At 46.3% G+C, this 23342-nt stretch carries 26 protein-coding genes; 5 read left to right on the forward strand and 21 right to left on the reverse strand.

Going from position 1 to position 23342, the window contains the following annotated elements; all coding sequences use genetic code 11:
• Nucleotide 1: 1 nt before the first annotated feature.
• Together xth and FG11_RS12930 are read right to left on the reverse strand one after the other, a co-directional pair.
• Nucleotides 2–769: an exodeoxyribonuclease III gene (xth, locus tag FG11_RS12925; RefSeq protein WP_025223583.1), complete on the reverse strand. Its 768-nt coding sequence runs from the start codon at nucleotides 767–769 to the stop codon at nucleotides 2–4.
• Between the two features lie 135 nt (nucleotides 770–904).
• Entirely contained in the window at nucleotides 905–1219 is a 315-nt protein-coding gene (locus FG11_RS12930) for a hypothetical protein (RefSeq protein ID WP_047535536.1), read from the reverse strand.
• A 183-nt stretch (nucleotides 1220–1402) separates the two neighbouring features.
• On the opposite strand from FG11_RS12930, the gene FG11_RS13340 reads away from it, so the two are divergent.
• On the forward strand, nucleotides 1403–2122 hold the full coding sequence (locus FG11_RS13340; protein WP_052185052.1) for a phosphatase PAP2 family protein: 720 nt from the start codon (nucleotides 1403–1405) through the stop codon (nucleotides 2120–2122).
• Between the two features lie 82 nt (nucleotides 2123–2204).
• Nucleotides 2205–2861 (forward strand): HAD family hydrolase, encoded by a 657-nt coding sequence (locus FG11_RS12940; RefSeq protein ID WP_047535538.1) that lies wholly within the window; start codon nucleotides 2205–2207, stop codon nucleotides 2859–2861.
• On the opposite strand, the gene tmpT is transcribed toward FG11_RS12940, so the two are convergent.
• The 15 genes from tmpT to FG11_RS13015 all read right to left on the reverse strand — a co-directional run bounded on the left by tmpT (nucleotide 2858) and on the right by FG11_RS13015 (nucleotide 16170).
• On the reverse strand, nucleotides 2858–3502 hold the full coding sequence (tmpT, locus tag FG11_RS12945) for a thiopurine S-methyltransferase (protein WP_047535540.1): 645 nt from the start codon (nucleotides 3500–3502) through the stop codon (nucleotides 2858–2860). The two genes, FG11_RS12940 and tmpT, sit on opposite strands and share 4 nt — an antisense overlap.
• A gap of 94 nt (nucleotides 3503–3596) precedes the next feature.
• Nucleotides 3597–5630 (reverse strand): M3 family metallopeptidase, encoded by a 2034-nt coding sequence (locus tag FG11_RS12950; RefSeq protein WP_047535543.1) that lies wholly within the window; start codon nucleotides 5628–5630, stop codon nucleotides 3597–3599.
• A gap of 135 nt (nucleotides 5631–5765) precedes the next feature.
• The gene (locus tag FG11_RS12955; protein ID WP_020183531.1) at nucleotides 5766–6104 is read right to left on the reverse strand and encodes a DUF4870 domain-containing protein; all 339 of its coding nucleotides are present in this window, start codon (nucleotides 6102–6104) and stop codon (nucleotides 5766–5768) included.
• 48 nt (nucleotides 6105–6152) lie between these two features.
• Nucleotides 6153–7901, reverse strand: a complete 1749-nt coding sequence (ptsP, locus tag FG11_RS12960; protein WP_047535545.1) for a phosphoenolpyruvate--protein phosphotransferase — start codon at nucleotides 7899–7901, stop codon at nucleotides 6153–6155.
• Nucleotides 7902–8171, reverse strand: a complete 270-nt coding sequence (locus tag FG11_RS12965) for an HPr family phosphocarrier protein (protein ID WP_020183533.1) — start codon at nucleotides 8169–8171, stop codon at nucleotides 7902–7904. It lies immediately after the preceding gene.
• 18 nt (nucleotides 8172–8189) lie between these two features.
• Nucleotides 8190–8609, reverse strand: a complete 420-nt coding sequence (locus FG11_RS12970; RefSeq protein WP_047535547.1) for a PTS sugar transporter subunit IIA — start codon at nucleotides 8607–8609, stop codon at nucleotides 8190–8192.
• A gap of 27 nt (nucleotides 8610–8636) precedes the next feature.
• Nucleotides 8637–9500 (reverse strand): RNase adapter RapZ, encoded by an 864-nt coding sequence (gene rapZ / locus FG11_RS12975; RefSeq protein ID WP_020183535.1) that lies wholly within the window; start codon nucleotides 9498–9500, stop codon nucleotides 8637–8639.
• Nucleotides 9501–10451 carry an HPr(Ser) kinase/phosphatase gene (hprK, locus tag FG11_RS12980; RefSeq protein ID WP_020183536.1) on the reverse strand — a complete coding sequence of 317 codons (951 nt, stop codon included), beginning with the start codon at nucleotides 10449–10451 and terminating at the stop codon, nucleotides 9501–9503.
• A gap of 14 nt (nucleotides 10452–10465) precedes the next feature.
• Nucleotides 10466–10810 carry a ribosome hibernation-promoting factor, HPF/YfiA family gene (gene hpf, locus FG11_RS12985; RefSeq protein ID WP_020183537.1) on the reverse strand — a complete coding sequence of 115 codons (345 nt, stop codon included), beginning with the start codon at nucleotides 10808–10810 and terminating at the stop codon, nucleotides 10466–10468.
• A gap of 172 nt (nucleotides 10811–10982) precedes the next feature.
• Entirely contained in the window at nucleotides 10983–12527 is a 1545-nt protein-coding gene (locus FG11_RS12990) for an RNA polymerase factor sigma-54 (RefSeq protein WP_047535549.1), read from the reverse strand.
• A 14-nt stretch (nucleotides 12528–12541) separates the two neighbouring features.
• Nucleotides 12542–13264 carry an LPS export ABC transporter ATP-binding protein gene (gene lptB, locus FG11_RS12995; RefSeq protein WP_020183539.1) on the reverse strand — a complete coding sequence of 241 codons (723 nt, stop codon included), beginning with the start codon at nucleotides 13262–13264 and terminating at the stop codon, nucleotides 12542–12544.
• Nucleotides 13265–13276: 12 nt separating this feature from the next.
• Nucleotides 13277–13906 carry a lipopolysaccharide transport periplasmic protein LptA gene (gene lptA / locus FG11_RS13000; protein ID WP_047535551.1) on the reverse strand — a complete coding sequence of 210 codons (630 nt, stop codon included), beginning with the start codon at nucleotides 13904–13906 and terminating at the stop codon, nucleotides 13277–13279.
• 9 nt (nucleotides 13907–13915) lie between these two features.
• Entirely contained in the window at nucleotides 13916–14620 is a 705-nt protein-coding gene (gene lptC / locus FG11_RS13005; protein WP_047535553.1) for an LPS export ABC transporter periplasmic protein LptC, read from the reverse strand.
• Between the two features lie 12 nt (nucleotides 14621–14632).
• Nucleotides 14633–15163 (reverse strand): 3-deoxy-manno-octulosonate-8-phosphatase KdsC, encoded by a 531-nt coding sequence (gene kdsC, locus FG11_RS13010; protein ID WP_025223592.1) that lies wholly within the window; start codon nucleotides 15161–15163, stop codon nucleotides 14633–14635.
• Nucleotides 15163–16170 (reverse strand): KpsF/GutQ family sugar-phosphate isomerase, encoded by a 1008-nt coding sequence (locus FG11_RS13015; protein WP_020183543.1) that lies wholly within the window; start codon nucleotides 16168–16170, stop codon nucleotides 15163–15165. The genes kdsC and FG11_RS13015 overlap by 1 nt, the downstream gene beginning before the upstream one ends.
• A gap of 185 nt (nucleotides 16171–16355) precedes the next feature.
• Here FG11_RS13015 and FG11_RS13020 point away from each other — a divergent pair, with 185 nt between their 5' ends.
• Entirely contained in the window at nucleotides 16356–18332 is a 1977-nt protein-coding gene (locus tag FG11_RS13020; RefSeq protein ID WP_047535554.1) for a monovalent cation:proton antiporter family protein, read from the forward strand.
• Nucleotides 18333–18344: 12 nt separating this feature from the next.
• Nucleotides 18345–19367, forward strand: coding sequence for an NAD(P)/FAD-dependent oxidoreductase (locus FG11_RS13025; protein ID WP_047535556.1), 1023 nt, complete (start codon nucleotides 18345–18347; stop codon nucleotides 19365–19367).
• 69 nt (nucleotides 19368–19436) lie between these two features.
• On the opposite strand, the gene FG11_RS13030 is transcribed toward FG11_RS13025, so the two are convergent.
• From FG11_RS13030 to moaC, 4 genes are all read right to left on the reverse strand, one after another.
• A complete protein-coding gene (locus FG11_RS13030) occupies nucleotides 19437–19847 on the reverse strand; it encodes an iron chaperone (RefSeq protein ID WP_025223596.1) in 411 nt (136 codons plus the stop codon).
• 109 nt (nucleotides 19848–19956) lie between these two features.
• Nucleotides 19957–20340: a hypothetical protein gene (locus FG11_RS13035; protein WP_047535558.1), complete on the reverse strand. Its 384-nt coding sequence runs from the start codon at nucleotides 20338–20340 to the stop codon at nucleotides 19957–19959.
• A 65-nt stretch (nucleotides 20341–20405) separates the two neighbouring features.
• Complete coding sequence (locus FG11_RS13040; protein WP_047535560.1) at nucleotides 20406–20726, reverse strand: hypothetical protein; 321 nt, start codon at nucleotides 20724–20726, stop codon at nucleotides 20406–20408.
• A gap of 525 nt (nucleotides 20727–21251) precedes the next feature.
• Entirely contained in the window at nucleotides 21252–21728 is a 477-nt protein-coding gene (moaC, locus tag FG11_RS13050; RefSeq protein ID WP_047535564.1) for a cyclic pyranopterin monophosphate synthase MoaC, read from the reverse strand.
• 113 nt (nucleotides 21729–21841) lie between these two features.
• Here moaC and FG11_RS13055 point away from each other — a divergent pair, with 113 nt between their 5' ends.
• Complete coding sequence (locus FG11_RS13055; protein ID WP_020183563.1) at nucleotides 21842–23341, forward strand: M48 family metalloprotease; 1500 nt, start codon at nucleotides 21842–21844, stop codon at nucleotides 23339–23341.
• Nucleotide 23342 lies beyond the last annotated feature (1 nt).

The raw sequence follows: 23342 nt of genomic DNA on the forward strand, positions 1-23342 counted from the left end.
TTTAGACGTTTAGCTCAAGCACGACTGGTGTATGGTCGCTTGGGCGCTCCAGTTTTCTCGGTGCTTTATCAATCACACATGTGGTGCACGCAGATGTTAACGGTGTGCTCACCAAAATATGATCTATCCGCATACCTAAGTTGCGCCTAAACCCGGCCATGCGGTAATCCCACCAAGTAAACTGTCCATCTTCATTATTCAATAACCTAAAGCTGTCGTGCAGGCCTAGCGAGAGCAATTGGTTAAATGCCTCTCGCTCGGGCGGGCTGACTAGTACTTGCCCTAGCCAAGCTGCCGGATCATGGCAATCCCGATCTTGCGGGGCAATGTTGTAGTCCCCCAGCACAGCTAGGTTAGCATGCTGTTTTAACTCATCGATCAACCATGCATGAAACGCTTGTAGCCAGCGTAGCTTGTATTGATATTTATCAGAATCTACGGCTTGCCCGTTGACCACATACGCACAAATCACGCGTACCCCTTGAATCGTGGCAGCAATCACACGTCTTTGTTCGTCTGCAAAGTTTGGCATATCACGCTGCACATTTTCCAACGCATGGGGGCTTAGAATCGCCACGCCGTTATAGGTTTTTTGCCCATTATGGATTGCGTTATAGCCGATTTCTTTTAAAGCCTCGTATGGAAATTTGCTGTCCTCTTGTTTGGTTTCTTGCAAACACAACGCATCTGGTTGGTTGGTATTAAGCCAATCCAGCACATGAGGCAACCGTACGTTTAAAGAGTTAACATTCCAAGTGGCGAGTTTCAAGGTGCGGTCTCGTAAAAAAATAAGGTTGATTTTAGCATGGTTGACTTCGTCAACCAGCCTGAGCCAAGCAGTGATGGGGTAGTAGAAGCTTTGTGTGATTAGGTCTTGTGCTGCTAAGTAAATGATTGCTATCGCTTACCAGCCTTTGCCACCACGCGAGCCGTGTTTGAGTGCCGGGTCATCGTTAGCAATGCAGCGGCCTATACCAAAAAAGCTTGCACGTGTGCCACGTGGGCAGCCTTCTTCACGTGCGATTTTCTCTACCTGGGTTTTGGCCACAGCTGCTTTTTGCGCATCTACAAATTCCCAATAGCCATTTGGATGCAAAATGACCTCATCACCGTTGGCCGTTTTGGCCACAATATCCTCCGCGCTGGTTTCCTCCGCCTGCGCAACGGCGCTGAAACTAATGCAAGTGAAGCAGAAAAGTAAGATGAAATATTGTCGCATGGCGGCCTCAAAAAATGGTTGCTAGAGAATACGTTTAGATTAAGCGAATGCATATAAAAAGTATAGGCTTAAGCGCGTGAATCGAACGGTTGCACGCTATGTATGCGGCAGATTGTCGGTGTGTGCACTATGTGCTTATAATGCCGATACTTAGAATGATATTATTTAATATGATAATGATATATGCGTAACTTTGTTGATAACCAGATTGCTTATTTCTTCAACCAATTTGTGCACCGCACGCCAGTGGTGGATGCCTTGGTTTTTCAAGTGTCGCACAACCATTTGTTTAAAGGGGCAGTGTTACTCAGCATCATTTGTTATGCTTGGTTCAAAAGCAATATTGAAGATTTAATCAGTAAGAAAAAAGGCTTTCTGCTGATTTTTATTGTGGCAGTATTTGCAGAGTTTATCGCGCGCGCGATTGCGCTACTGTCTCCCTTTAGGTACAGGCCGATTTATGACCCTGAGCTCCATTTACAAGCGCCGTATAGCGTCAATGAATGGATACTGAATGGGTGGAGTTCTTTTCCGAGTGATCACGCCTCTCTGTTTTTCGCAATTTCATTGTCCATCTACTTTTTACACAAACGCTCTGGAATGGCTGCGCTGGCATACACTATTCTGTTTATTGCTCTGCCTAGGTTATGGCTGGGCTTTCACTTTCTGACTGATGAGTTGGCGGGTGCGGCCATTGGCTGTTTCTCTGCTTGGGTGGGTTATACCTATCTCATTCATACGCAAGCCGTTGATAAATTGGTGGCTTTCTCTGAACGAAAACCAGAGTATTTTTACCCGCTATTGATGTTGTTTGCTGGTCAACTATATGAGATGTTTGAGAGTGCGCGCGACTTTTTCCCAATTTTCCGCTGGGCCATCAAAGTACTGCTATTTCAATCCTAGTTTCTAATGACATTAGCGTAGGCATATTGTAGATAAGCGCTCGCTACACCAAACACCTGCCTTTGCGAAAAAGATAATCAACGTGATAAAAGCTGCAATATTTGATATGGATGGCCTGCTGATTGATTCAGAGCGCATCATCATGCAAGCCTGCATCCAGGCTGCAGCGCAAGTGGGGATTACTTATACGCAAGCCGAATATGTGGAACTGATTGGCCGCGCAGGGCCTGATTCCAAACGCATTATGGTGGAGCAGTTAAATGGGGTGGAAAATTTTAACCTTGTGATGCAGGGGTTAGATGCGCTGTTGGCACAACGCAATCATATGTTTCCGCTCAAGCCAGGCGCACAGGCTTTGCTGGAGTACTATCAAGCCAATCAGATCATCTGCAGCGTAGCCTCTTCCTCACCCATGCATCACATTACACACCGTTTAAATCATGCGGGCGTGCTCAATCATTTTAGCCATCTTACCAGCGGGCAAGAGGTTGAACGCGGCAAGCCCAATCCTGATATTTACTTGTTGGCGCTAGAAAAACTGGGGCTAAGTCCACAAGCATGTATTGCGTTTGAGGATAGTGAGATGGGTGCGCGCGCTGCTATTGCAGCTGGGTTAAAGGTAGTGGTGGTGCCAGATTTATTGCAACCGAGCGATTACGTACGTGCACATTGCCATCAAGTGGTAGAGAGTCTGCAAGATTGGCTCAATGTGATTGCGCCGCTTAACACAATGGCCTAATGGCGCAGCGGTTTAAGCAGCCACACTTGTTCGGTGGCCGGGCATACGCCTTTTAAGCCACCATCCACTTGCTCGGTGGCTAAGAGCATTAAGTCGTAAAGGTTGTGGTAATGCAGCTTTGTTTCTTCAGTACTTACAGAAAACGGCGGGCCAGCTTGTAGGCTTTGATCATACACAAAGCAAATCAGCAACTGCGGTGCATGTTGCGTAATCGCGCCTATATGCGTGGTGTAATTGCCGCGTAGCTCATTCGGTAGCGCTACCAAAGCAGCCCGGTCATACACAGCATCTACTTTACCCAGCATCGCAGCGGTGACTTTAAATATATCGCCTACAAATACATCTATATTCGGCGCACTGTAATGTGTGATTTCACCGTGGGTGGTGATGGTGGGTGTCAAATGGAGATTGTTAAATAAATCCTCAATCGCAATTTGGCTTAGTTCTGCACCTGCTACGCAGTAACCTTGTGTTAGCAGCCAAGCAATATCCACGGTTTTGCCGCACAGCGGTATAAATACACGCGCACCTTGCTGCAAATTCAGGCTAGAGAAATATTTAACCAGTAGCGGATTAGCTTCGGCTAAGTGAAAGCCAATTTGGTTGTTTTGCCAACGTTCGTGCCAAAAGTCGTGTTGCATATTTTTTCATCTTAAGTAGCGTTTATGGATAGTGCAGTAAAAAAGCCAAGCTACAGCAACTTGGCTTTCCTCGTCAAATTAAAGTAACGATTCTTTATGAGGCCATGCCATTATGCCTCAGCAACGCATCCATACTTGGTTCTCTACCACGGAAAGCCACAAAAGATTCCATGGCTGGGCGACTACCACCTCTGGCTAACACTTCGTTTTTAAAGCGAGTGCCAGCTTCGGCAGATAACGTACCCATTTCTTCAAACAAGCTATAGGCATCAGCAGACAGTACTTCTGCCCATTTGTAGCTGTAATAACCCGCAGCGTAACCACCGGCAAAAATATGGCTAAAGCTATTGGGGAAGCGATTCCATTTAGGTGGGCGTACCACCGCGACTTCATCACGCACTTGTTCGATTAAATCGAGCGCTGTTTGTTTACCATTGGGGTCAAAGTCGCCATGCAAGCGCATATCAAATAGTGAGAACTCAATTTGACGCACGGTTTGCATGCCGGCTTGGAAGTTTTTGGCAGCGACCATTTTGTCGAATAACTCGCGTGGTAACTGCGCACCAATGTCTACGTGTGCAGTCATGTGGCGTAACACATCCCACTCCCAGCAGAAGTTTTCCATAAATTGGCTGGGCAACTCAACGGCATCCCATTCCACACCTTTAATGCCAGATACGCCATACTCGTCCACTTGCGTGAGCATATGATGCAAGCCATGACCAAACTCGTGGAACATGGTGATGACTTCATCGTGTGTGAACAGTGCTGGTTTGCCCCCAACTGGTGCGGAGAAGTTGCAGGTAAGGTAGGCCACTGGTAGTTCTACACCATTCGCTTTTTTGCGGCGGGTGATGCATTCGTCCATCCATGCCCCGCCACGTTTGTTATTGCGCGCATACAAGTCCAAATAAAAGTAGGCGATAGGTTTGTGTTGCTGATCGCTGATTTCATAAAAAGCAGCATCGGCATGCCAAAGTGGCGCTTCGGCTTTGCGTACTTGTACACCAAAAATAGTCTCCGTGACTTTAAACAAGCCAGCCAATACTTTGCTTTCGGGGAAGTATTGTTTCACCTCTTGGTCTGAGAACGCGTATTTTTCTTCACGTAATTTCTCGCTCACGTAAGCCACGTCCCAAGCTTGCATGTCATCAATGCCCAGCTTTTTAGCGTAGGCTAACAGTTCTTGCATGTCTTTTTCAGCATATGGCTTTGCGCGTTTAGCCAGCGTATCTAAAAAATCGGTGACTTGCTTGGGCGTATCTGCCATTTTTGTGGCAAGAGATAGCTCGGCATAATTGTTGAAGCCCAATGTCCGTGCTTCTTCTTGCTTGAGTTTTAAAATATCGCTAATCAGCTGTGTGTTATCCCACTCCGGCTTACTTAATTCCGATGCGCGCGTGGCATATGCACGGTACAAGGTCTCGCGTAAGGCGCGGTTGTTTGCGTATTGCAATACAGGCATATAGGATGGAAAGTGCAGGCTAAATTGAAAGCCTGTTTTACCGTCTGTTTTTGCAGCTTCAGCAGCAGCCTCAATCGCATCTTCCGGAATGCCCGCTAAATCAGCTACGTCTTCAACGATATGTTTGAAATCGTTGGTGTTGTCCATGATGTTTTCTTCAAACTTGCTGCCCAATCTAGACAACTCTTCGCTCACGATTTTAAAGCGTGCTTTTTGTTCTGCTGGGAGCTCGGCGCCGCCTAGTTTAAAGTCACGCACTTCGTGATTAATAATGGCCTGCTGAGTCGGGGTGAGTTTTGCAAAGTTTGCACCGGATTGGATGGTTTTAAATTTTGCATATAAGCGCTCATCTTGCGAGATATCGCTGCCATAATCGGTTAACTTCGCCAAATTGTCATTATACGCTTCGCGTAATTCAGGGCTGTTCACCACTGCATTCATGTGGCCTACTTGGCTCCAAGCACGGCCAAGCTTCTCGCTATGGTCTTCTAACTTTAGTGCAAAGTTTTCCCATGTTGGCGGTTCACTAGCAGTGGCGAGCTGCTCTACCAATGCACGACCTTCGGCAATCAGGCTTTCAATGGCCGGGCTAATGTGTTCAGGTTTCACTTCATTGAATTTAGGTAAACCAGAAAAATCGAGTAATGGGTTGGCAGTCGTCACGTTGTTTCCTTAAAACGCTATATGTATCAGTAGATGGTGATTATCGCCTAAACGTTCTGCGCGTTGGATTGAAGTTTTTAATCGCGCCAATCAATTTTTATTATCAGGGCGACTAAAAACGGATTGGGCTTGCGGCTAATTCATCAAACGTAAGCAGAATGGGTAGCGATAAGTTTCACCCTTACTACTAGAGATGGCGGCAACAATGCAAAAAACAATATTCAATAACCAGATAATGCCCATTAAGACAAAGCCAATCAGTATTATCGCCAATATGCCTGCTACAAACTGAGCAATCAAAACCGTAATTTGGAAATTCAGCGCTTCTTTGGCTTGATCTGCAATAAATGCGTTGTCATCTTTTTTGAGTGCCCATACCAGCAAGCCTGGGATAAACGAGAATACGGTGCCGCCTAGGTGCGTGATGGTGGCAATGTTTTTGTCGTCATTATTGGGGATAGTAATTTCTGCCATGGATGTCTCCTGTGCGATAAAAATAAAAGCGTGCTTAATTGACAGACGTTAGAACTCGGCGTGCAGTTCCATCACTTGTAACTCAATCTTTTCGATTTCTCTTAAATTCAGTAATTTTTTTACCTGCTTATTCAGGCGTTCAATTTGGCTATGCAGGATTTGCTGCTTCACACTCAAAATATTGGAAGGATGCATAGAAAGCTGGCGCATGCCCATGCCAATCAGTAGCCGAGTCAGTTTGATATCACCCGCCATTTCGCCACAAATTGAGAGGCCGATGTTGTATTTTTCGGCAGCTTGAATCGTCATTTGGATGAGTTTAAGCACAGCCGGATGCAATGGATTATATAAATGTGCCACGGCGTCATCGGTACGGTCGATGGCCAATGTGTACTGAATCAGGTCGTTGGTACCAATCGATAGAAAATCCAGTTCTCTGGCAAACGCATCGGCATTAATAGCAGCTGCAGGCACTTCAATCATGCCGCCGAGCGTGATTTTCTCATTAAACGGCGTGCCTTCTTTGCGCAGAGACTCTTTTGCACGTTCAAGCAATATTTTGCTTTGGCGTAGCTCAGTCAAGTTAGAGAGCATGGGAATCAGAATCTTAATATTGCCATAGTGCGAAGCGCGTAATAGCGCGCGGAACTGGGTATGAAACACTTGTGGCTCAGACAAACAGAAACGCACAGCACGCAAGCCAAGCGCAGGGTTTGCACAGTTGGAAACGGTGTCCGGGTTCATCTGTTTATCTGCACCCAGGTCCAGTGTACGGATCGTCACCGGCATGCCCTGCATGGCTTCTGCCACATGCTTGTAGGCGGTAAACTGCTCTTCCTCGTCCGGCATTTCGCGGCGGTTCATAAACAAAAACTCGGTACGGTATAAGCCAATGCCAGTAGCGCCAGATGCTTTGACTGTAATCACGTCCTCTGGTACTTCAATATTGGCATACAGATCAATACCAGTGCCGTCCATGGTCACCGCTTTGGTGGATTTGATGCGTTGTAATTTTTGTTGCTCAAGCTGCCACTGGTCTTGCTTGAGTTCGTATTCCGCCAGTATTTCTTTGCTCGGGCTGACGATGACAACACCTAAGGTGCCATCGACAATGATGATTTCACCATCGTTAATCAGATCACGTGCGCGTTGCAGCGCTACAATGGATGGGATATTCAGGCTACGTGCCAAAATGGCGGTATGCGAGGTAACGCCGCCTACATCGGTAATAAAAGCAGCAAATTGGTGTTGCTTAAATTGAATGGCATCTGCCGGTGAAATATCATGTGCTACTAAAATAGTCGCATTTTCCTGCTGTTGCTTTTCTTTGCTCTGGCTAGGTGATTGGCTAGGGTGACCCAACAATACCTTGATAATGCGCTCAACTACTTGCACCACATCGTGTTTGCGTTCGCGCAAGTACGCGTCTTCAATGGCATCAAATTGCTCAACAATGTCGTCCATCTGCTGTTTGATGGCCCATTCCGCGTTGCATTGCTCGTTACGGATAATGTCTTTGGGCGCTTCGGACAGGGATTTATCATTGAGCATGGCCAAGTGCGTGCTGATGAATGCGGCCAACTCTGCCGGTGCATTTTTGGGTAACTGCGCGCGCACCTGCTCTAAATCGTGCTTAACTGTTTGAATAGCTTCGCTAAAGCGTTTAATCTCATCGTCGATCAGATTGGGTGTGAGCTGATAGTGCACCACTTCCAGCAGTGCGTTGGAAACCAAATGAGCGCGACCAATCGCTATCCCACTGGAAACACCAACACCGTGTATGCTAAAGCTAGGCAATTACTCACCCTCTCCAAAGTAGTTGTTAATCAATGTTTTAATGGCGTTAATCGCTGCCACTTCATCCTCACCATTGGCTTCAATTTGAATAATAGTCCCTTTAGCCGCTGCAAGCATCATCACGCCCATGATGCTTTTTGCATTTACACGGCGGCCATTTTTTTCTACCCATACTTCGCTTTTAAATTGGCTGGCGGTTTGGGTAAATTTGGTAGAGGCGCGCGCATGCAGGCCAAGTTTGTTAATAATCTCTATGGATTCTTTGATCATAAATGCATATTTTCTTTGTTATGTTTTTGGTTGGGTAAGATGGTTACAGCCTTCTTTAGTAAAGTGCACAACGCCTTCTCGTCCGCCTGAAATGGCTTTGTCTATGCACACTTCTAAAGATTCTTGCCGGTAGTTCAGTACGCGCACCAGCATCGGTAGGTTAACCCCAGCTACGCCAGCCACGCCTTCTTGGTTGACCAATTTGGTGACCATATTGCAAGGTGTTGCGCCGTAAATATCAGACAATACCAATACGCCTTGGCCTTCATCCAGCTTGGTTACCATGGCTTGCGCCGTGAAAAATAATGAGGATGGGTCATCCTGTATGGAAACCGCAAGGTATTCAAGTTGTTGAGGGCGTTTGCCCATCACATGGCTTGCGCATTGAATCAAACTCTCACCCAGTGAGCCGTGCGCAATAATCAAAATTCCAATCATGTTGCAGCCTTCAAAAAAATATTTCCGTTAACTGAGCTCACGATGGCGCACGATGACTTTGTACTCTTGCTTAAAGTGTGCGCTGAGTTGCTCTACAAAATAGACCGAACGATGCTGACCACCGGTGCAACCAATACCAATCGTGAGATAGCTGCGATTGTCCTGATTAAAGCTAGGTAGCCATTTTTCTAAATATTGCTGAATATCGCCTAACATATCAACCACCATGCGTTCTTTTTCAAGAAATGCCTGAATTGGTTTATCTTTTCCAGTCAGTGGTCTTAATTCCGGATCGTAATGCGGATTGGGTAAGCTGCGTACATCAAACACAAAATCCGCATCCAGCGGAATGCCGTGCTTAAACCCAAATGAGACAAACAGCACCACCACACTATTGTTGATGTCGCTGTTGGGTTCGGCAATCCAATCACGGATATGGTTGCGTAGTGCATTGGCGCTTAAACTGCTGGTGTCGATATGGTGACCCAAGCTCGCGAGGCCCGCCAATAGCTCACGTTCTTCCAAAATGCTTTCTGCAAGCGTTGCTTTTTCATTGCTGAGAGGGTGTTTGCGTCTGGTTTCAGAAAAGCGCTTTACCAAGCTTTCTAAGGTGGAGTCTAAATACAAGACGCTGACGTCGATGCCCTCGGATTTCAACTGTGTAATGGCGTTGGGTAACGCTTTTAATGCGGCGCTGCGGCTATCAATGCTGATCGCCACTTTCACTTTCTTGTTGGCTTTGCGCAGGCTGTCAGTATCTAAATGTTGCGCGATTTGTGGCAGCAAGGTTGCAGGTAAATTATCAATGCAATAAAACCCGCTGTCTTCCAGTACGCGTAAAGCGATGGTTTTGCCGGAGCCAGATAGCCCAGTGACAATAATCAGTTGCATTTATGATTTCTTGCTTTCTTTTAGCATGATTTGCTTTTGACGCTTGGTAAATTGCTGCGTTGCATTAATACCGCGTAATAATAGCATGTGATTGCGCACGGCTACCTCCACCAAAACCGCAATGTTGCGGCCTGCCGCAATGGGAATCACCACTTTGCTGATATCTACTTCCAATACGCGCTCATACTGTGTTTTAGCATTTAGGCGGTCTAGCGCAAGTGGGTTAAGCGTATCAGCCAATTCCAATTGAATCATCAAATCTAAGGGCTTGGTAGGCTTGACCGCATTATCGCCAAATAATGCCCGAATATTGAGTATGCCTAAACCGCGCACTTCTAAAAAGTCTTGTAACAGTTCTGGGCAGCGACCTTCTACCCGCTCTGGGGAAATACGATAAAAATCTACAATGTCATCGGCCACTAAGCGATGCCCGCGCGAAATCAATTCGAGCGCTAACTCGCTCTTACCAATGGCAGCATTGCCTTTAATCAGTACACCAAAGCCTTGCACCTCCATAAACACGCCGTGCAAGCTGGTCGATTCTGCGGTCGCAATGGCCAAATAGTGGCCGAGCAATTCCATCAACTGTGGACTGGGCAGGGGGGAGGTGAACAGCGGAGTTTGTGAACGATCAGCCGCTTTTAATAATTCCTCTGGTGCTTTTTCGCCATTGGCCACTATCACGGCGGCAAGGTCAGTCGCAAATAAATTACTGACCGCCTGTTGCATGGCAATAATGCTGAGATTGTGTAAATAGTCCATCTCGGCACAGCCTAATACCTGTACCCGGTTAGGGTGCACAAAATTTAAGTGGCCAACAAGTGCTAGGGATGGTTTGGTAACAGTACCGGAGGTGAGTATTTTATTGCCGCCTTCAAGCCCTGCTACCCATTGTAGTTTGAGCTTGCGGCGGATTTGTGTGAATAGCTCGTCAACGTTAATTTGAGCCATAGATTAAAAAAAGATTAATTAGGAAGCTGGTGTTGGTCAACATTCTGATGTTTCACAGCACCATTGGTTTTGTGATGATCGCCATGTTTCTCTTTGTGTTTTACCACTTGACGGTCCAGTTTGTCCGTTAGCATATCAATGGCGCTATACATATTCTCATCGGCACAAGCAGCGTGTAGATCGTTGCCTGGCACATGCAGTGTAGCCTCAACCTTTTGGGCGAGCTTTTCTACAGACATCGTAACCTTTACATCAATCACATGATCGAAGTGATTGCTGATTCGCGTGAGTTTACTTTGCACGTACTCACGTAACGCAGGTGTAATTTCTAAGTGATGCCCAGTTAATTGTAAATTCATGACTTGCTCCTTTTTGAAATTGCTCCAAGAAGAAAAAGCATCTCGGAACAATTTCAGTTTACTACTTTGGCGTTGGCTTGCAACTATCCAATTGCACTATTCGGTAAGAAAATTTCCTGTATGGGAATTTAGTTGAGGGAAACTTGCGCTAAATCAAATCGTTAGCGTGACCCTACAGTGATTTCCTCAAATTTGCAGGCGGGATATTGAGCGATTCACGATATTTGGCAATGGTACGGCGTGCCACCACAATGCCTTGGTTGGCCAGCGTATCCGTAATTTGATTGTCGGAAAGCGGTTTTCTGGGGTTTTCTTCGGCCACCATTTGTTTAATCAACGCACGAATCGCAGTGGCAGAACACGTGCCGCCCACATCAGTCGCTACCGAGCTACCAAAGAAATATTTAAGCTCATATACACCACGTGGAGTGAGCATATACTTATGCGTAGTCACGCGTGAAATGGTGGATTCATGCAATTCTAACTCTTCTGCAATCTCGCGCAGCACCAATGGGCGCATGGCAATATCCCCATGCTCAAAAAAGTTACGTTGCCTATCTACAATGGCTTGCGAAACGCGCAAAATAGTAGAGAAGCGCTGCTGAATGTTTTTAATCATCCATTTGGCTTCTTGCATTTGGCTCTGTAAATATTGCCCGGAATTTTCGCGGTTGCGTTTTAAAATATCCGCATATAGTTGGTTAATACGTAATTTTGGAATAACGCCATCATTCAGTGTGGCGACCCAAATGCCTTTGATCTTCTTCACAATCACATCATGTTGAATGTAATGATCGTGCGACAAAGTGACAAATTGGCTACCCGGTTTTGGGTTTTGTTGTTTGATAAGCGTCTGCGCGCCTTTCAAGGTGGCTTCATCGCAGCTAAGCAGTTTGCGCAGCTTGCCAAAATCTTTGTTAGCCAATACCGGTAAATGGTCTTGAATAATGGCGATGGCTTGTTTCAGGTAGGGCGTGTCTGTATCTAGTGCATTGAGTTGCAAATACAGGCACTCTTGCAAGTTACGTGCGCCTACGCCAATTGGATCCAGATTTTGAATCAGCTTGAGTACAGTTTCAAGCTCAAGCATATCAATTTCAAGCTCGAGCGGCAGGCTATCTGCCAGCTCATCTAACGACTGCTCAAAGTAACCATCATCATTGATACAATCAATCATAATAGAGACCAGCGTTTGGTCACGTTCAGACAGCGGTACTAATTTCAGTTGACCCACAAGGTGATCGCGCAGGCTGATGCTAACGGTGTCTTGTCTGGTAAAGTCGCCGTCATCATCGTCCGAATTGTTTTGGCGTCCACCTTCATCCCAGTTGCTAGTGCTGCCGTACTCATCAAACTCATCTTCAAACTCAGGTGCTGAGAACTCTTCTGAAGTGGGCGCTAACTCATCGTCACGTTCAGCCGTGCTCTCAGCAGGCGCGCTAATTTCAGAGGTAGTGGCGTTATCAAATACATTGGCATCTGGCTCTTGCTCAGAAGCTTCGCTAGAGGCCTGGCTGTTATCAGTGCTGGGGGCTTCTGCACTGCCGCCACCATCGTCATCACCATCGACTAACTCCAACAATGGGTTGTCTTGTAAGATGGTTTCTAGCTCTTGGTTGAGCTCCAGTGTAGACAGCTGCAATAACCGGATGGATTGTTGCAACTGCGGGGTGAGCGCTAAGTTTTGAGAGATGCGGAGTTGTAAGTTTTGTTTCATAGCATTCAAAGTGGTTAAAGTCTAAAGTCCCGGCCTAAATACACTTCGCGTACGGCTTCATCTTTTACAATTTCATCTGGGCTACCTGAGGCAAATACAGTCCCATCGTTCACAATATAGGCACGATCACAAATGCCTAAAGTCTCACGCACATTGTGGTCTGTAATGAGAATGCCAATATTTTTACTGCTTAAAAAGCGGATAATTTTCTGAATATCCAGTACCGCAATCGGGTCAATCCCGGCAAATGGTTCATCTAACAAAATAAAGCTTGGGTTGGTGGCTAGGCAACGTGCAATTTCTACACGTCTGCGTTCACCGCCAGACAAGCTGACGGCCATACTGTTGCGAATATGCACAATATGCAGTTCTTGCAATAGAGATTCTAATTGTGCCTCGCGCTCTTCTTCCGTCAGGTCTTGCAACTCAAGCACCGCCATGATGTTCTCAGTGACGGTCATTTTTCTGAAAATAGAAGGTTCTTGCGGCAAATAAGACAGCCCCATGCGCGCACGGCTATGGATAGGTAGGCGGCTTAAATCTTTGTTGTTCAGCAAAATCCGGCCAGCATCCAATGGTACTAATCCTACCATCATATAAAAGCTGGTGGTTTTGCCGGCGCCATTGGGGCCAAGTAAGCCGATGATTTCACCGCTTTGGATGTTTAACGAAATATCTTGCACTACGGTACGCGTGCTATACGATTTTCTTAAATTTTCGACGATTAATTCACTCATAAATACTCAATACTATTGATTCTCTTCTTTAGGTTGCAACCCAAGCTGAAGTGTCTTGTTGAGTCTTAAGTTATTCACCGGTACTGTGTTCGTGCTATTTTTTGCAGGGGCCGTGGCCGCTGGTTGCTTGTTTTTGGGTTGAATAATGGCTTTAACACGTCCAGTATTGCCGCCTTCGGTGCTGGATTTTACCCCGCCAATCACTTCTGCATATTCGGCATTGGCGTCATAGCTAATAAAATCACCATGCACAATGTCTTCGCCACGCTTGACCCAGGCTTTGGTATAAAGCTGTACTTTGTCCATACGGCCATCGTACTCAATACGTTGCGCGCTGCCTTCCATGTATTCATCTTTGCCCTCACGTTTTTGTTTAAACGTGGTGGGGTTACCGGTGGATGTGCTGTGCTGAAAGCCCTCTTTGTCTTCGCGTACCACTAGTTTATCGGCATGGATGACTAATGTACCTTGGGTTAAAATCACATTGCCGGTATAGGTGCTGGTTTTTTTTGCATCATTCACAGTGACCGTGTCCGCTTCCAACTCAATGGGCTTATCGCGGTCTGCCGCCTCTGACCAAGCCTGTAAAGGCAGGCACAGTAAGCCAAGTAAATATGCGCTGGTGTAAATGCGTTTCAACATTGAATCTCCCTACGGTTTCTTATTCACACCCGCTGGTTTGGTACGTGCGGTGCTGGTTTTACTATTCGTTTTGCTGTTAATACGTTTGTCGATATTCGGCTTAACTGCTTGGTTTGGCTTTGCCAAGGGGTTGTTTTTTGGCACAGGCCGTTCATAGTGCACGCGTACTTTATTCAGTAAAGTCATGGTTTGGTTTTTTTTATCAAACACCATGCCTACTGCAGTGACTTTGGTTTTAGGCGCCTGCGTAATCACGACCGGACTTTGCGTGGTGGCTAAATCCTTGTCCGGTTCTATGGTTAATTTTTCTGTGGTGAGTTGCATTTCGCCTTTGTCTGCTGTGGCTTGGCGCACTACTTTTACATTGTCTACAAACTCTACAGTTTCACCGTTACTGGAGACATACCCGCGCAAGCCCTGAATTTGCGTGTAAGGCTTATTCACGGAAAATTGTGTAAAGCGCGGGCGCTGTAACACGGTGGTGTCGTCATCCGGAAAGTGGGACATCTCTGCCGCCGCCAATACATAGCGTAATTTACCGCCAACGTCGGTTTGCGTTGTAACAAAGTTATGTAGTTTATAGTCAGGATCATGTCGATTGCTGCCATCAATGCTCGGGCCTTGTTCTTGCACGGTCTGGTTAATCCAAAACGTAATCACCGCTAGCATGAATGCAAGCGTGAGAGGGAACAAAATAGCATGGCGGTTGTACATGAATCCGTGGCTTTAGCATTGAAAAAAAGGCGCCATTTGTGCCTCTAATGTATTTTGGGCCTGCATAATCAACTCACACACTTCGCGCACTGCGCCACGACCGCCTTCTTTTGTGGTGACATAGTGCGCGCGTGCCTGTACTGATTTTGGTGCGGCGGGGACGGTAATGCTGAGGCCACAACGCAACATAGGCGGCATGTCGACCACATCGTCACCCATAAAAGCAGTTTCCTCTGGGCGTAAGTTAAGTTTGGCAATCAGCTCGTTAAATGCCACTAATTTGTCTTCTACCCCTTGGTAGAAATGTGCAACGCCCGTGCTTTCTGCGCGCTGTGTCACCACTTTAGAAGTGCGCCCGGTAATGATGGCCATTTGCACGCCGCTGTTTTTGAGCAGTTTCATGCCCAAGCCATCTTGGGAGTTGAATGTTTTGTATTCTAGGCCATCGTCACCAATGGTAAGGCCGCCATCCGTCATGACGCCATCTACATCAAAAATCACCAATTTAATTTGCTTGGCACGTTGGAGTACGTCTTGATTCATTAAACAACTTTCGCTTTGAGTAAATCGTGCATATTAAATGCGCCGACTAGTTCGCCCTGACGATTTATGACCATCAGTGCATTGATTTTAAAATTTTCCATCAGCTCGACTGCTTCAACCGCCATCTGATCCAAGTAGATGGTTTTGGGTGCCGTGTGCATGACTTGTGCGATGGTGGTATCGCTAGGTGACACGTTATTGCAGAAGGCACGGCGCAAATCCCCATCGGTAAATATGCCAACAGGGTGTTGCTGCGCATTGGTAATTGCAGTAAACCCTAGGCCTTTTTTGGTGATTTCCAATAGCGCATCGGTCAACATGGCGTTGTCTTTTACACTGGGGATAGCATCGCCCGTGCGCATCACGTCTTTTACGCGTGTGAGTAGTTTTCTACCCAAATTACCGCCAGGGTGGGAGCGGGCAAAATCTTCTGCGGTAAATTCACGCAAATCTAATACGCATAGCGCAAGGGCGTCACCCAAAGCCAATGCCGCTGTGGTGCTGGCCGTAGGCGATAAGCCCAATGGGCAAGCCTCTTGAGATACTTTTGCGCTTAAATGCACATGAGATTCTTTGGCTAGCGTAGACGTATCGGTGCCGGTAATGCTGATGATTTTGGCGCCCAAACGTTTGATGGTGGGCAAAATGGTGAGGATTTCTTCGCTTTCACCAGAGTTAGAGAGTGTAATCACCACATCTTCACCGGTAATCATGCCTAAATCGCCATGGCTAGCCTCGGCCGGATGCATAAAAAAAGCGGGTGTGCCGGTACTGGCAAGTGTTGCCGCAATTTTTCGGCCGATGTGCCCGGATTTTCCCATGCCGCTCACCACAACACGACCATGGCATTGTAGAATGAGGCTAACAGCGCGCTCAAACTCTGCATCTAGGCGCCCTGCAAGCATTTCAATTTCATTCGCCTCGAGCAGCAGCACTTTTTTAGCCAAGGCTAAAGAAGGTAACTTCTCGCTGATGGCTGGCTGAATGTGTAGGTTGGGTGTTGACATAGAAGTTAGTATAACAAGGTAGTCTGCTCTGAATAAAGTAAAAAACGTAGATTCAGGGTAAAATTTTAAAAGTAGGCACATTTTTTGCCTTGCTTGCGTTTTAATCAAGGCAATTTCTAAAAATAAAAAGAAAGCGTTGTACCAGCAAAATTTGCTAGTACACCATATTGAATGTAGAGAGGCCAATGTTTAACTCACTTACCACCGTCTTGCTATTACTCATCGGCTCGGTGTTTGCCGTTGGTATCTTTCGTGCGTTGCGATTACCCGCAATGCTGGCCTATTTTTTTGTGGGTGTATTACTGGGGCCTTCTGCCTTTGGTTTGATTCAGAATACGGAGTCTAGCCGTCACTTTGCCGAGTTTGGTATTGTGTTTTTAATGTTTAGTATCGGCCTGGAATTTAGCTTGCCCAAGTTATACGGCATGCGTAAAACCTTGTTTGGCTTGGGCGGTTCACAAGTAGCCATTAGCATGGCTGCTGCAATGTTGATTGGGTGGCTATTTGGTTTATCGCCTGCCAGCGCATTTGTGATTGGTGGCGCACTGACCATGTCTTCTACTGCGATTGTGTCCAAAATTCTGATGGAGCGGGTGGATTTAAATTCCAGACATGGTCGGTTGAGTATCGGGATTTTGCTATTTCAAGATTTGGCGGTCATCCCTATTTTGGTGTTGATTCCTACGTTGGGCTCACATACCGAAAACTGGCAAACCGTACTTGGCTTGTCGTTAATCAAGTCTGCAGTGCTGCTGTTTATACTATTTAAGTTTGGCAAAAATTTGCTTAACCATTGGTTTGATTTAGTCGCCAAACAACGCTCTCGCGAGTTGTTTGTAATGAATGTGTTGATGGTGACATTGTTGTTGGCATACGCCACCAGCACTGCCGGGCTATCCTATGCGTTAGGTGCCTTTATTGCAGGCATGCTGATTTCCGAAACGCGCTACCGTTATCAGGTGGAATCTGACATTGCGCCGTTCCGTGACATTTTGCTGGGCTTGTTTTTTATCAGTATCGGCATGTTGCTCAATATTGCACAACTGTTCGACCGTATCTGGCTGGTGTTATTGTTGTTGGTTGGCTTTGTGTTATTTAAAGCGCTTGTCATTGCCGGGCTAACCCGTTATTTTAAATTTGAGACTGGCGTAGGTATTCGTACGGGCGTGATTCTGGCGCAAGCGGGTGAGTTTAGCTTTGTGATTTTAGCGTTGGGTTTAAAAAACGGCCTGATTAATAATGCTGATTTGCAGTTGGCACTCGGTGTGTCATTGCTATCGATGATTGTGGCACCGTTCATTATTCAATATAACGGCAAAATTGCACGCGGCTTGGTCAAAAGTTATACCCGTAACAGTAGCCAAGTGGTGGAGTCTATTGGCAATGTAGGTAAAGAGCTTTCAGAGCACGTGATCATTTGTGGTTACGGGCGTAGTGGCCAATATTTAGGCCGCTTTTTAAAAGAAGAAAGTATCCCGTTCATTGCGCTGGATAACGACTCCGCCCGTGTCAATGAAGCCGCAGTAGCAGGTGAGCATGTGATGTATGGCGATGCTGGTCGTAGTGTGGTGCTAGAAGCCGCTGGTGCAGCACGCGCAAAGGCACTGATTGTTAGTTATTCCGATACGCGTGCATCAATGAAAGTGCTACATATTGTGCATGAGCGCTACCCTAATTTGCCAGTGATTGTGCGCACCTATGACGATATCGATATGGATGCGTTTAGAGAAGCCGGCGCGACCGAAGTGGTGCCGGAAGTGCTGGAAGGCAGTTTAATGCTGGCCTCACATGCTTTGGTGTTGTTGGGCGTGCCGTTGAATCGGGTAGTTAAACGGATTCGTTTGTTCCGCGAAGAGCGCTATAAAATGTTTAAAGGTTTTTTCCGCGGTATTTCCGACTCGGATGCTGAAACCACCGTATCTCGTCAGCAACGTTTACATTCGATTGAAATCAGCTCTAATTCGTTTGCGCATGGCATGCGCTTGGATACGATTCCATTTGAAAAACTGAAGGTAGAACTGAAAAAAATACGTCGCCCGAATATGTTGGAAGCCATTACACCAAGGCCGGATATTGTGATTGGCGAAGGGGATGTACTGGTGTTGTTAGGCAATAACGAGAGCCTAGTAGCAACTGAAGTATTTTTGGTTTCTGGCAAATAGAAGGGCACACGTTTGTCTGGCAATCATGTCGTTGTTGTTGGCGGTGGCATTGTGGGCTGCACCACTGCCATGCTGCTTAGGCAACAGGGGTGGCAAGTCACAGTGGTGGAGCGTAACGTCATTGCCGCCCAAACCTCCGGTGAGGCTTCTTGGGCCGGTGCCGGTATTATCTTTCCGTTATTGCCTTGGTTTTATCAAGATGCTGTTAACGCACTTGCTATGGAAGGCGCCAGCCTGTATCCAGCATTGGCCGATCAGTTGCACCGTGAAACCGGCATAGACCCAGAATGTATACGTAGTGGCATGATGATTCAACCGCCGTTTGATTTAGAGGCCGCACTGGCATGGTGTAGCGCCAATCACGTGCAAGCTGATCTCAATGGCGAAAATCTATGGTTGCCAGAGGTGCTGCAAGTGCGCAACCCTAGATTGCTGCAAGCACTCAAAGCATGGCTAATACAGCATCAAGTTAGCCTTAAAGAACAAACGCAATTAATGCCGTTGCCAGAGCCCGAATTTGGCGAGCAGGGCGTGCTTAAACGTTGGCAAACCACAAGCGGGGAAACGCTAGAAGCCGATATTTTTATTGTCACCTCTGGCGCGTGGAGTTTCGATTTACTCAAACAGACTGCGCTGAGCCTAGAAATCAAACCCATGCGCGGACAAATGCTGCTCTATCAACTTAGCCAGCCTGTTTTAGATCATATTATTTACCGGGATGGTTTTTATATGGTGCCACGCAAAGATGGCTACTTGCTGGCGGGCAGTACGCTGGAAGATGTAGGCTTTGATACGGGCGTGACTGAAGCCATGCGTGTGGAAATGCAGGCCAAAGCAGAAGCGATATTGCCGCAACTCAAAGATGCGCCAGTGGTTAAACACTGGAGCGGCTTGCGGCCGGGTACACCGCACAATATCCCCACCATTGGGCAACACCCGCATATCAGTAATTTATATCTGAATACTGGCCATTTTCGTTATGGCGTCACCATGGCACCGGCAAGTGCGAAAAGGCTGGTAGCGTTAGTTTCTTAGTTCGTTCAATAGATCTTCCAGCGCCTGAATTAAGCCGCGCCGCGAAGCGGCGTCGGCTTGAATGAATTGTTATGCGGATTCATTTTTCTGTTTCATTGCCTTAATGCTTGCTTTCACCAGCTTCTTAACTAATATCTTTGGTATCGCCCTGTCCACTGGAAAGCTGACAATGGCTTTTGTAGAAGCGTAGCCTCCAAGGTCTTCCTTATTGTCCTCCAGCACTGGAGGTCGAACATGCAAGCGCACATGGGGTTTCTTAAAACTAAACCACGCGAACATTCCGTTGTAATCGTATCCTTCATAGAAATATCCAGGCATCTGAAAATAGCTGACTGTTTCAGTGGAACCAGGAGCCGCCGCCTGTATCGCAATCCGAATGTCCGTCAATCGGACCTGTACGTCCTTCGGGCATTTTTCTATGTATTCGTCAACACCACCGGGTAGGACGTCATTGGATTTGCTGTTCGCATTTCGTAGCATGTTCATCTCCAAAATCTAAGATTGGCTTCAAGCAGCATAACGTTTGAATTAAGAGGCGCACGTCAGCGCGTCCTGCTTGAATGATGGGTTAGAGCTTACAATGTAACATTTATTTTTTAAAGTTTTTATCATGCCACTCACGGTCTTTAATTGATTTTATCCGTTGAAATTCACTGTATTTTTTCCAACAACCACCATCTACCCATTTAACCGGTGGGCAAATACATGACTGCCCTTTTTTTGGTACAGCGCATTCAGACATCATTCCGTATGTGCATATAAGATTTTTAGAATTAAGATCAAAGAAAAGCCCTGTGCGGTCAAGTGCCATACCATTATCAATAAGATATATGCCTTCACATGTAAATGGATATTTGAGCTCAATATCTGTTTTTGATTTAGCGTCGATAGTATTTTCAGTCGCTAATGTTGAATCTCCGTATGCATACTGGATAAAGTTAAAAAACAAAAAATAAATAAAAAGACTCTTCATTTTATTCTTAGCTCTAACGTTTGAGTTAAGGGGCCAGCTTTAGCTGGTCCCGCTTGAATGATGGGTTAGGTACCATAAGTGTCGCCTTGCAGTTGCTCATTGATTTGATCAATTTTTTCAAATGCACCACCGCTCCCGTGGTAGGTTTCGGCGTGCAAGTGAAACAGTTGGCTACACGAAGGACATGAAAAATAATTGCTTACAAAATCACTCCAATGGGCACCTATTGCAAGAGTTGCAAATGGGTCGCCAGAGATACCTGCACCTTCATATTTTAGTACGCCTAGCTTTACAGCCTCGGAGGCTTTTTTAATGGAGCGCTTAAGATCACTTGGCGATTTAATATGTGTTCCGGATGTCAGCCTAGTACAGGTATCACAACTCATGGATTTATGGCACCTAACGTTTGAATTAAGGGGCGCCGTTAGGCGTCCCGCTTGAATGATGGGTTAGGCTGCTTAAAATATACAACAGCAAATGCAATAATGCTTAGAACAGAAATAATTAGTAGAAAAAGACATAATAAGACGTAAAACCAGAAGAAAAGTGGACTTTCGTTGATAGGGTGAGTGTGGCTATTGCGCCCAACAATAGAACCCATTGTTATTGCGAAATATAGTTTGTACGCAGAGAAAAGCCCCATAAATAGAATGCCTAGAACACTAAGAGCAATTTTTAGTTTAGTCATAAATTAGCTTTTATTCGAACTCTAAAGCCTAACGTAAAGTAGACACCAAATCCGTCCCTAAAAATTTAGTTGGACAGGTGCCTAATCTGTTGTGAAGTAATAAATTTATCATTAAATCAATGCGCTATTCATTTTTATTACACCTTAATAATCGGTTGTTGCAATCACAAACACACCTTGCATTTAGCGCAGGTTTTGTTGAATTATCTTGGCATGGTTGTGATTACTTGGCAACCCAGTCCCCACTCTTGCCGCCATGCTTTTCTAGCAATTTGATATCGTGCATCACCATGCCTCTATCCACCGCTTTGCACATATCGTAAATCGTTAGCAACGCCACTTGTACTGCAGTCAGTGCTTCTATTTCTACGCCAGTGGGCCCCACCGTTTCACAGGTCACCTGGCAGCGGATGCTGGATTCGGCTTGCAATACATCAAAATGTACTTTGACGCTGGTGAGGGCAATGGGGTGGCACAGTGGAATTAAGTCAGATGTTTTTTTACTGGCTTGAATCGCGGCAATGCGGGCAATGCCTAGTACATCGCCTTTTTTGGCATCGCCTTGGGTAATGAGTTGTAGCGTGGCCGGTAGCATGGAGATGTCTCCGCTCGCCACCGCAATACGTTTGGTAGAAGCTTTGTCGCCAATATCTACCATATGGGCTTGCCCCTGTGCATTCAGGTGCGTTAACTTGCTCATGGATTACTTTCTATTTTGAAATGTGCGTGAACTTGCTGATTAAAGTCATTATCATAATAACAATGAGTAGATATATTTCAAATACAAGATTACGCCACACGGCTTGGGTATGCATGTTAGCGGCGGGGTTGACCGCCCCAGCAGTACAGGCGGCAGAGCAAAGCAAGCAACCGACCCTTACAGGCAAGCCTTATCAGCCGCCTAGTACGCTGGATACCAACTTGCCACGTGATTACACTAGCGACCTGCCGGATTTGGGTGATGTTTCGCAAACTGTGCTTTCGCCGCAAGATGAGCAGCGGATTGCTGATCAAATCATGCGCGAGGTATATGTGAGTGATGAGGTACTGCAAGATTCTGAAATCACCGACTACTTGCAGGCCTTAGGCAATAAACTGGCCGCAGCCAGCCCAGATAAAAGACAAGTATTTAACTTTTTTGTGGTGAATGACAACAGCATTAATGCGTTTGCGATGCCGGGCGGTGTGATTGGTGTGCACACTGGTTTGTTTATCGCTGCCAATAACGAATCGGAACTGGCCAGTGTGCTTGGGCATGAGATTGGGCATGTGACGCAGCGTCATCTGGCACGTATGCTGGCCTCGCAAAAGTACGATACCTTTAAAAATATTGCAGCCACTGCGCTGGCTTTACTGGTAGCGAGATCAAATCCGCAATTGGCGACGGGTGCCATGGTCACTGCGTCTGCGTCTACGATGCAACGTCAATTGGACTATACACGCGAACATGAGCGTGAAGCTGATAGGGTGGGCTTAGCCATTTTGGATGGCGCTGGGTTTGATGTGCGTGCGATGCCGGCTTTTTTTACCACCATGCAACGTGGTACACGCTTTGTAGAGGGTAGTGCGCCTAGCTTTTTACGTACGCACCCGTTAACCGCTGAACGTATTGCCGATGTCTCGAATCGTGTACAGAACTTGTCTTACAAGCAAGCAAAAGATAGTCTGGATTTTTATCTGGCGCGTGCAAAAATTCGTGCAGGCTTGGGGTTTCCCCAATCCGCGATTGACGAGTTTGAAGAGAATATTCGTGAGCGGCGCTTTAATAGCGAGGTAGCCGAGCACTATGGTTTAGCCTATGCCTATCTGCGCAAAAACGATGGCGTGAACAGCGCGCGCGAAATGCAATGGTTAAAAACCAATGCGCCAGCGCACCCCAATTTTGAAACCTTAGCCGCAGCCATTGAGATAAACAATAAGCAGCTGGCAAAAGCACAAGCTATTTATGCACAAGCACTCATAAAGTATCCGCAGCATCGTGCGTTGGTGTATGGTTATGCAGATAGCTATTTGGAGAGCAGGCAGCCCGATAAAGCAGTAAAGTTGATTAACGAAAAGCTGCGTTTATTTCCGAATGATGCGCATTTTTACGATATGCTGGCCAAAGCCTACACCATGAAAGGCCAAGTGCTGTTAAAGCATCAGGCTCAAGCCGAGGCGTATTATCGTCAATATGATGTGAACCGCGCCGTGGAGCAAATGGAGCTTGCCGCTAAAGCAAAAGATGGCAATTTTTATGAACGCTCTATTGTGGAAGCAAGGCTCAAAGAGCTGCGCCGTCAACAAAATATTGAAAAAGAGGCAAAAGGATAAC

Origin of the sequence: Methylotenera sp. N17 (genome assembly GCF_000799155.1) — a bacterium.
Lineage (GTDB): Bacteria > Pseudomonadota > Gammaproteobacteria > Burkholderiales > Methylophilaceae > Methylophilus.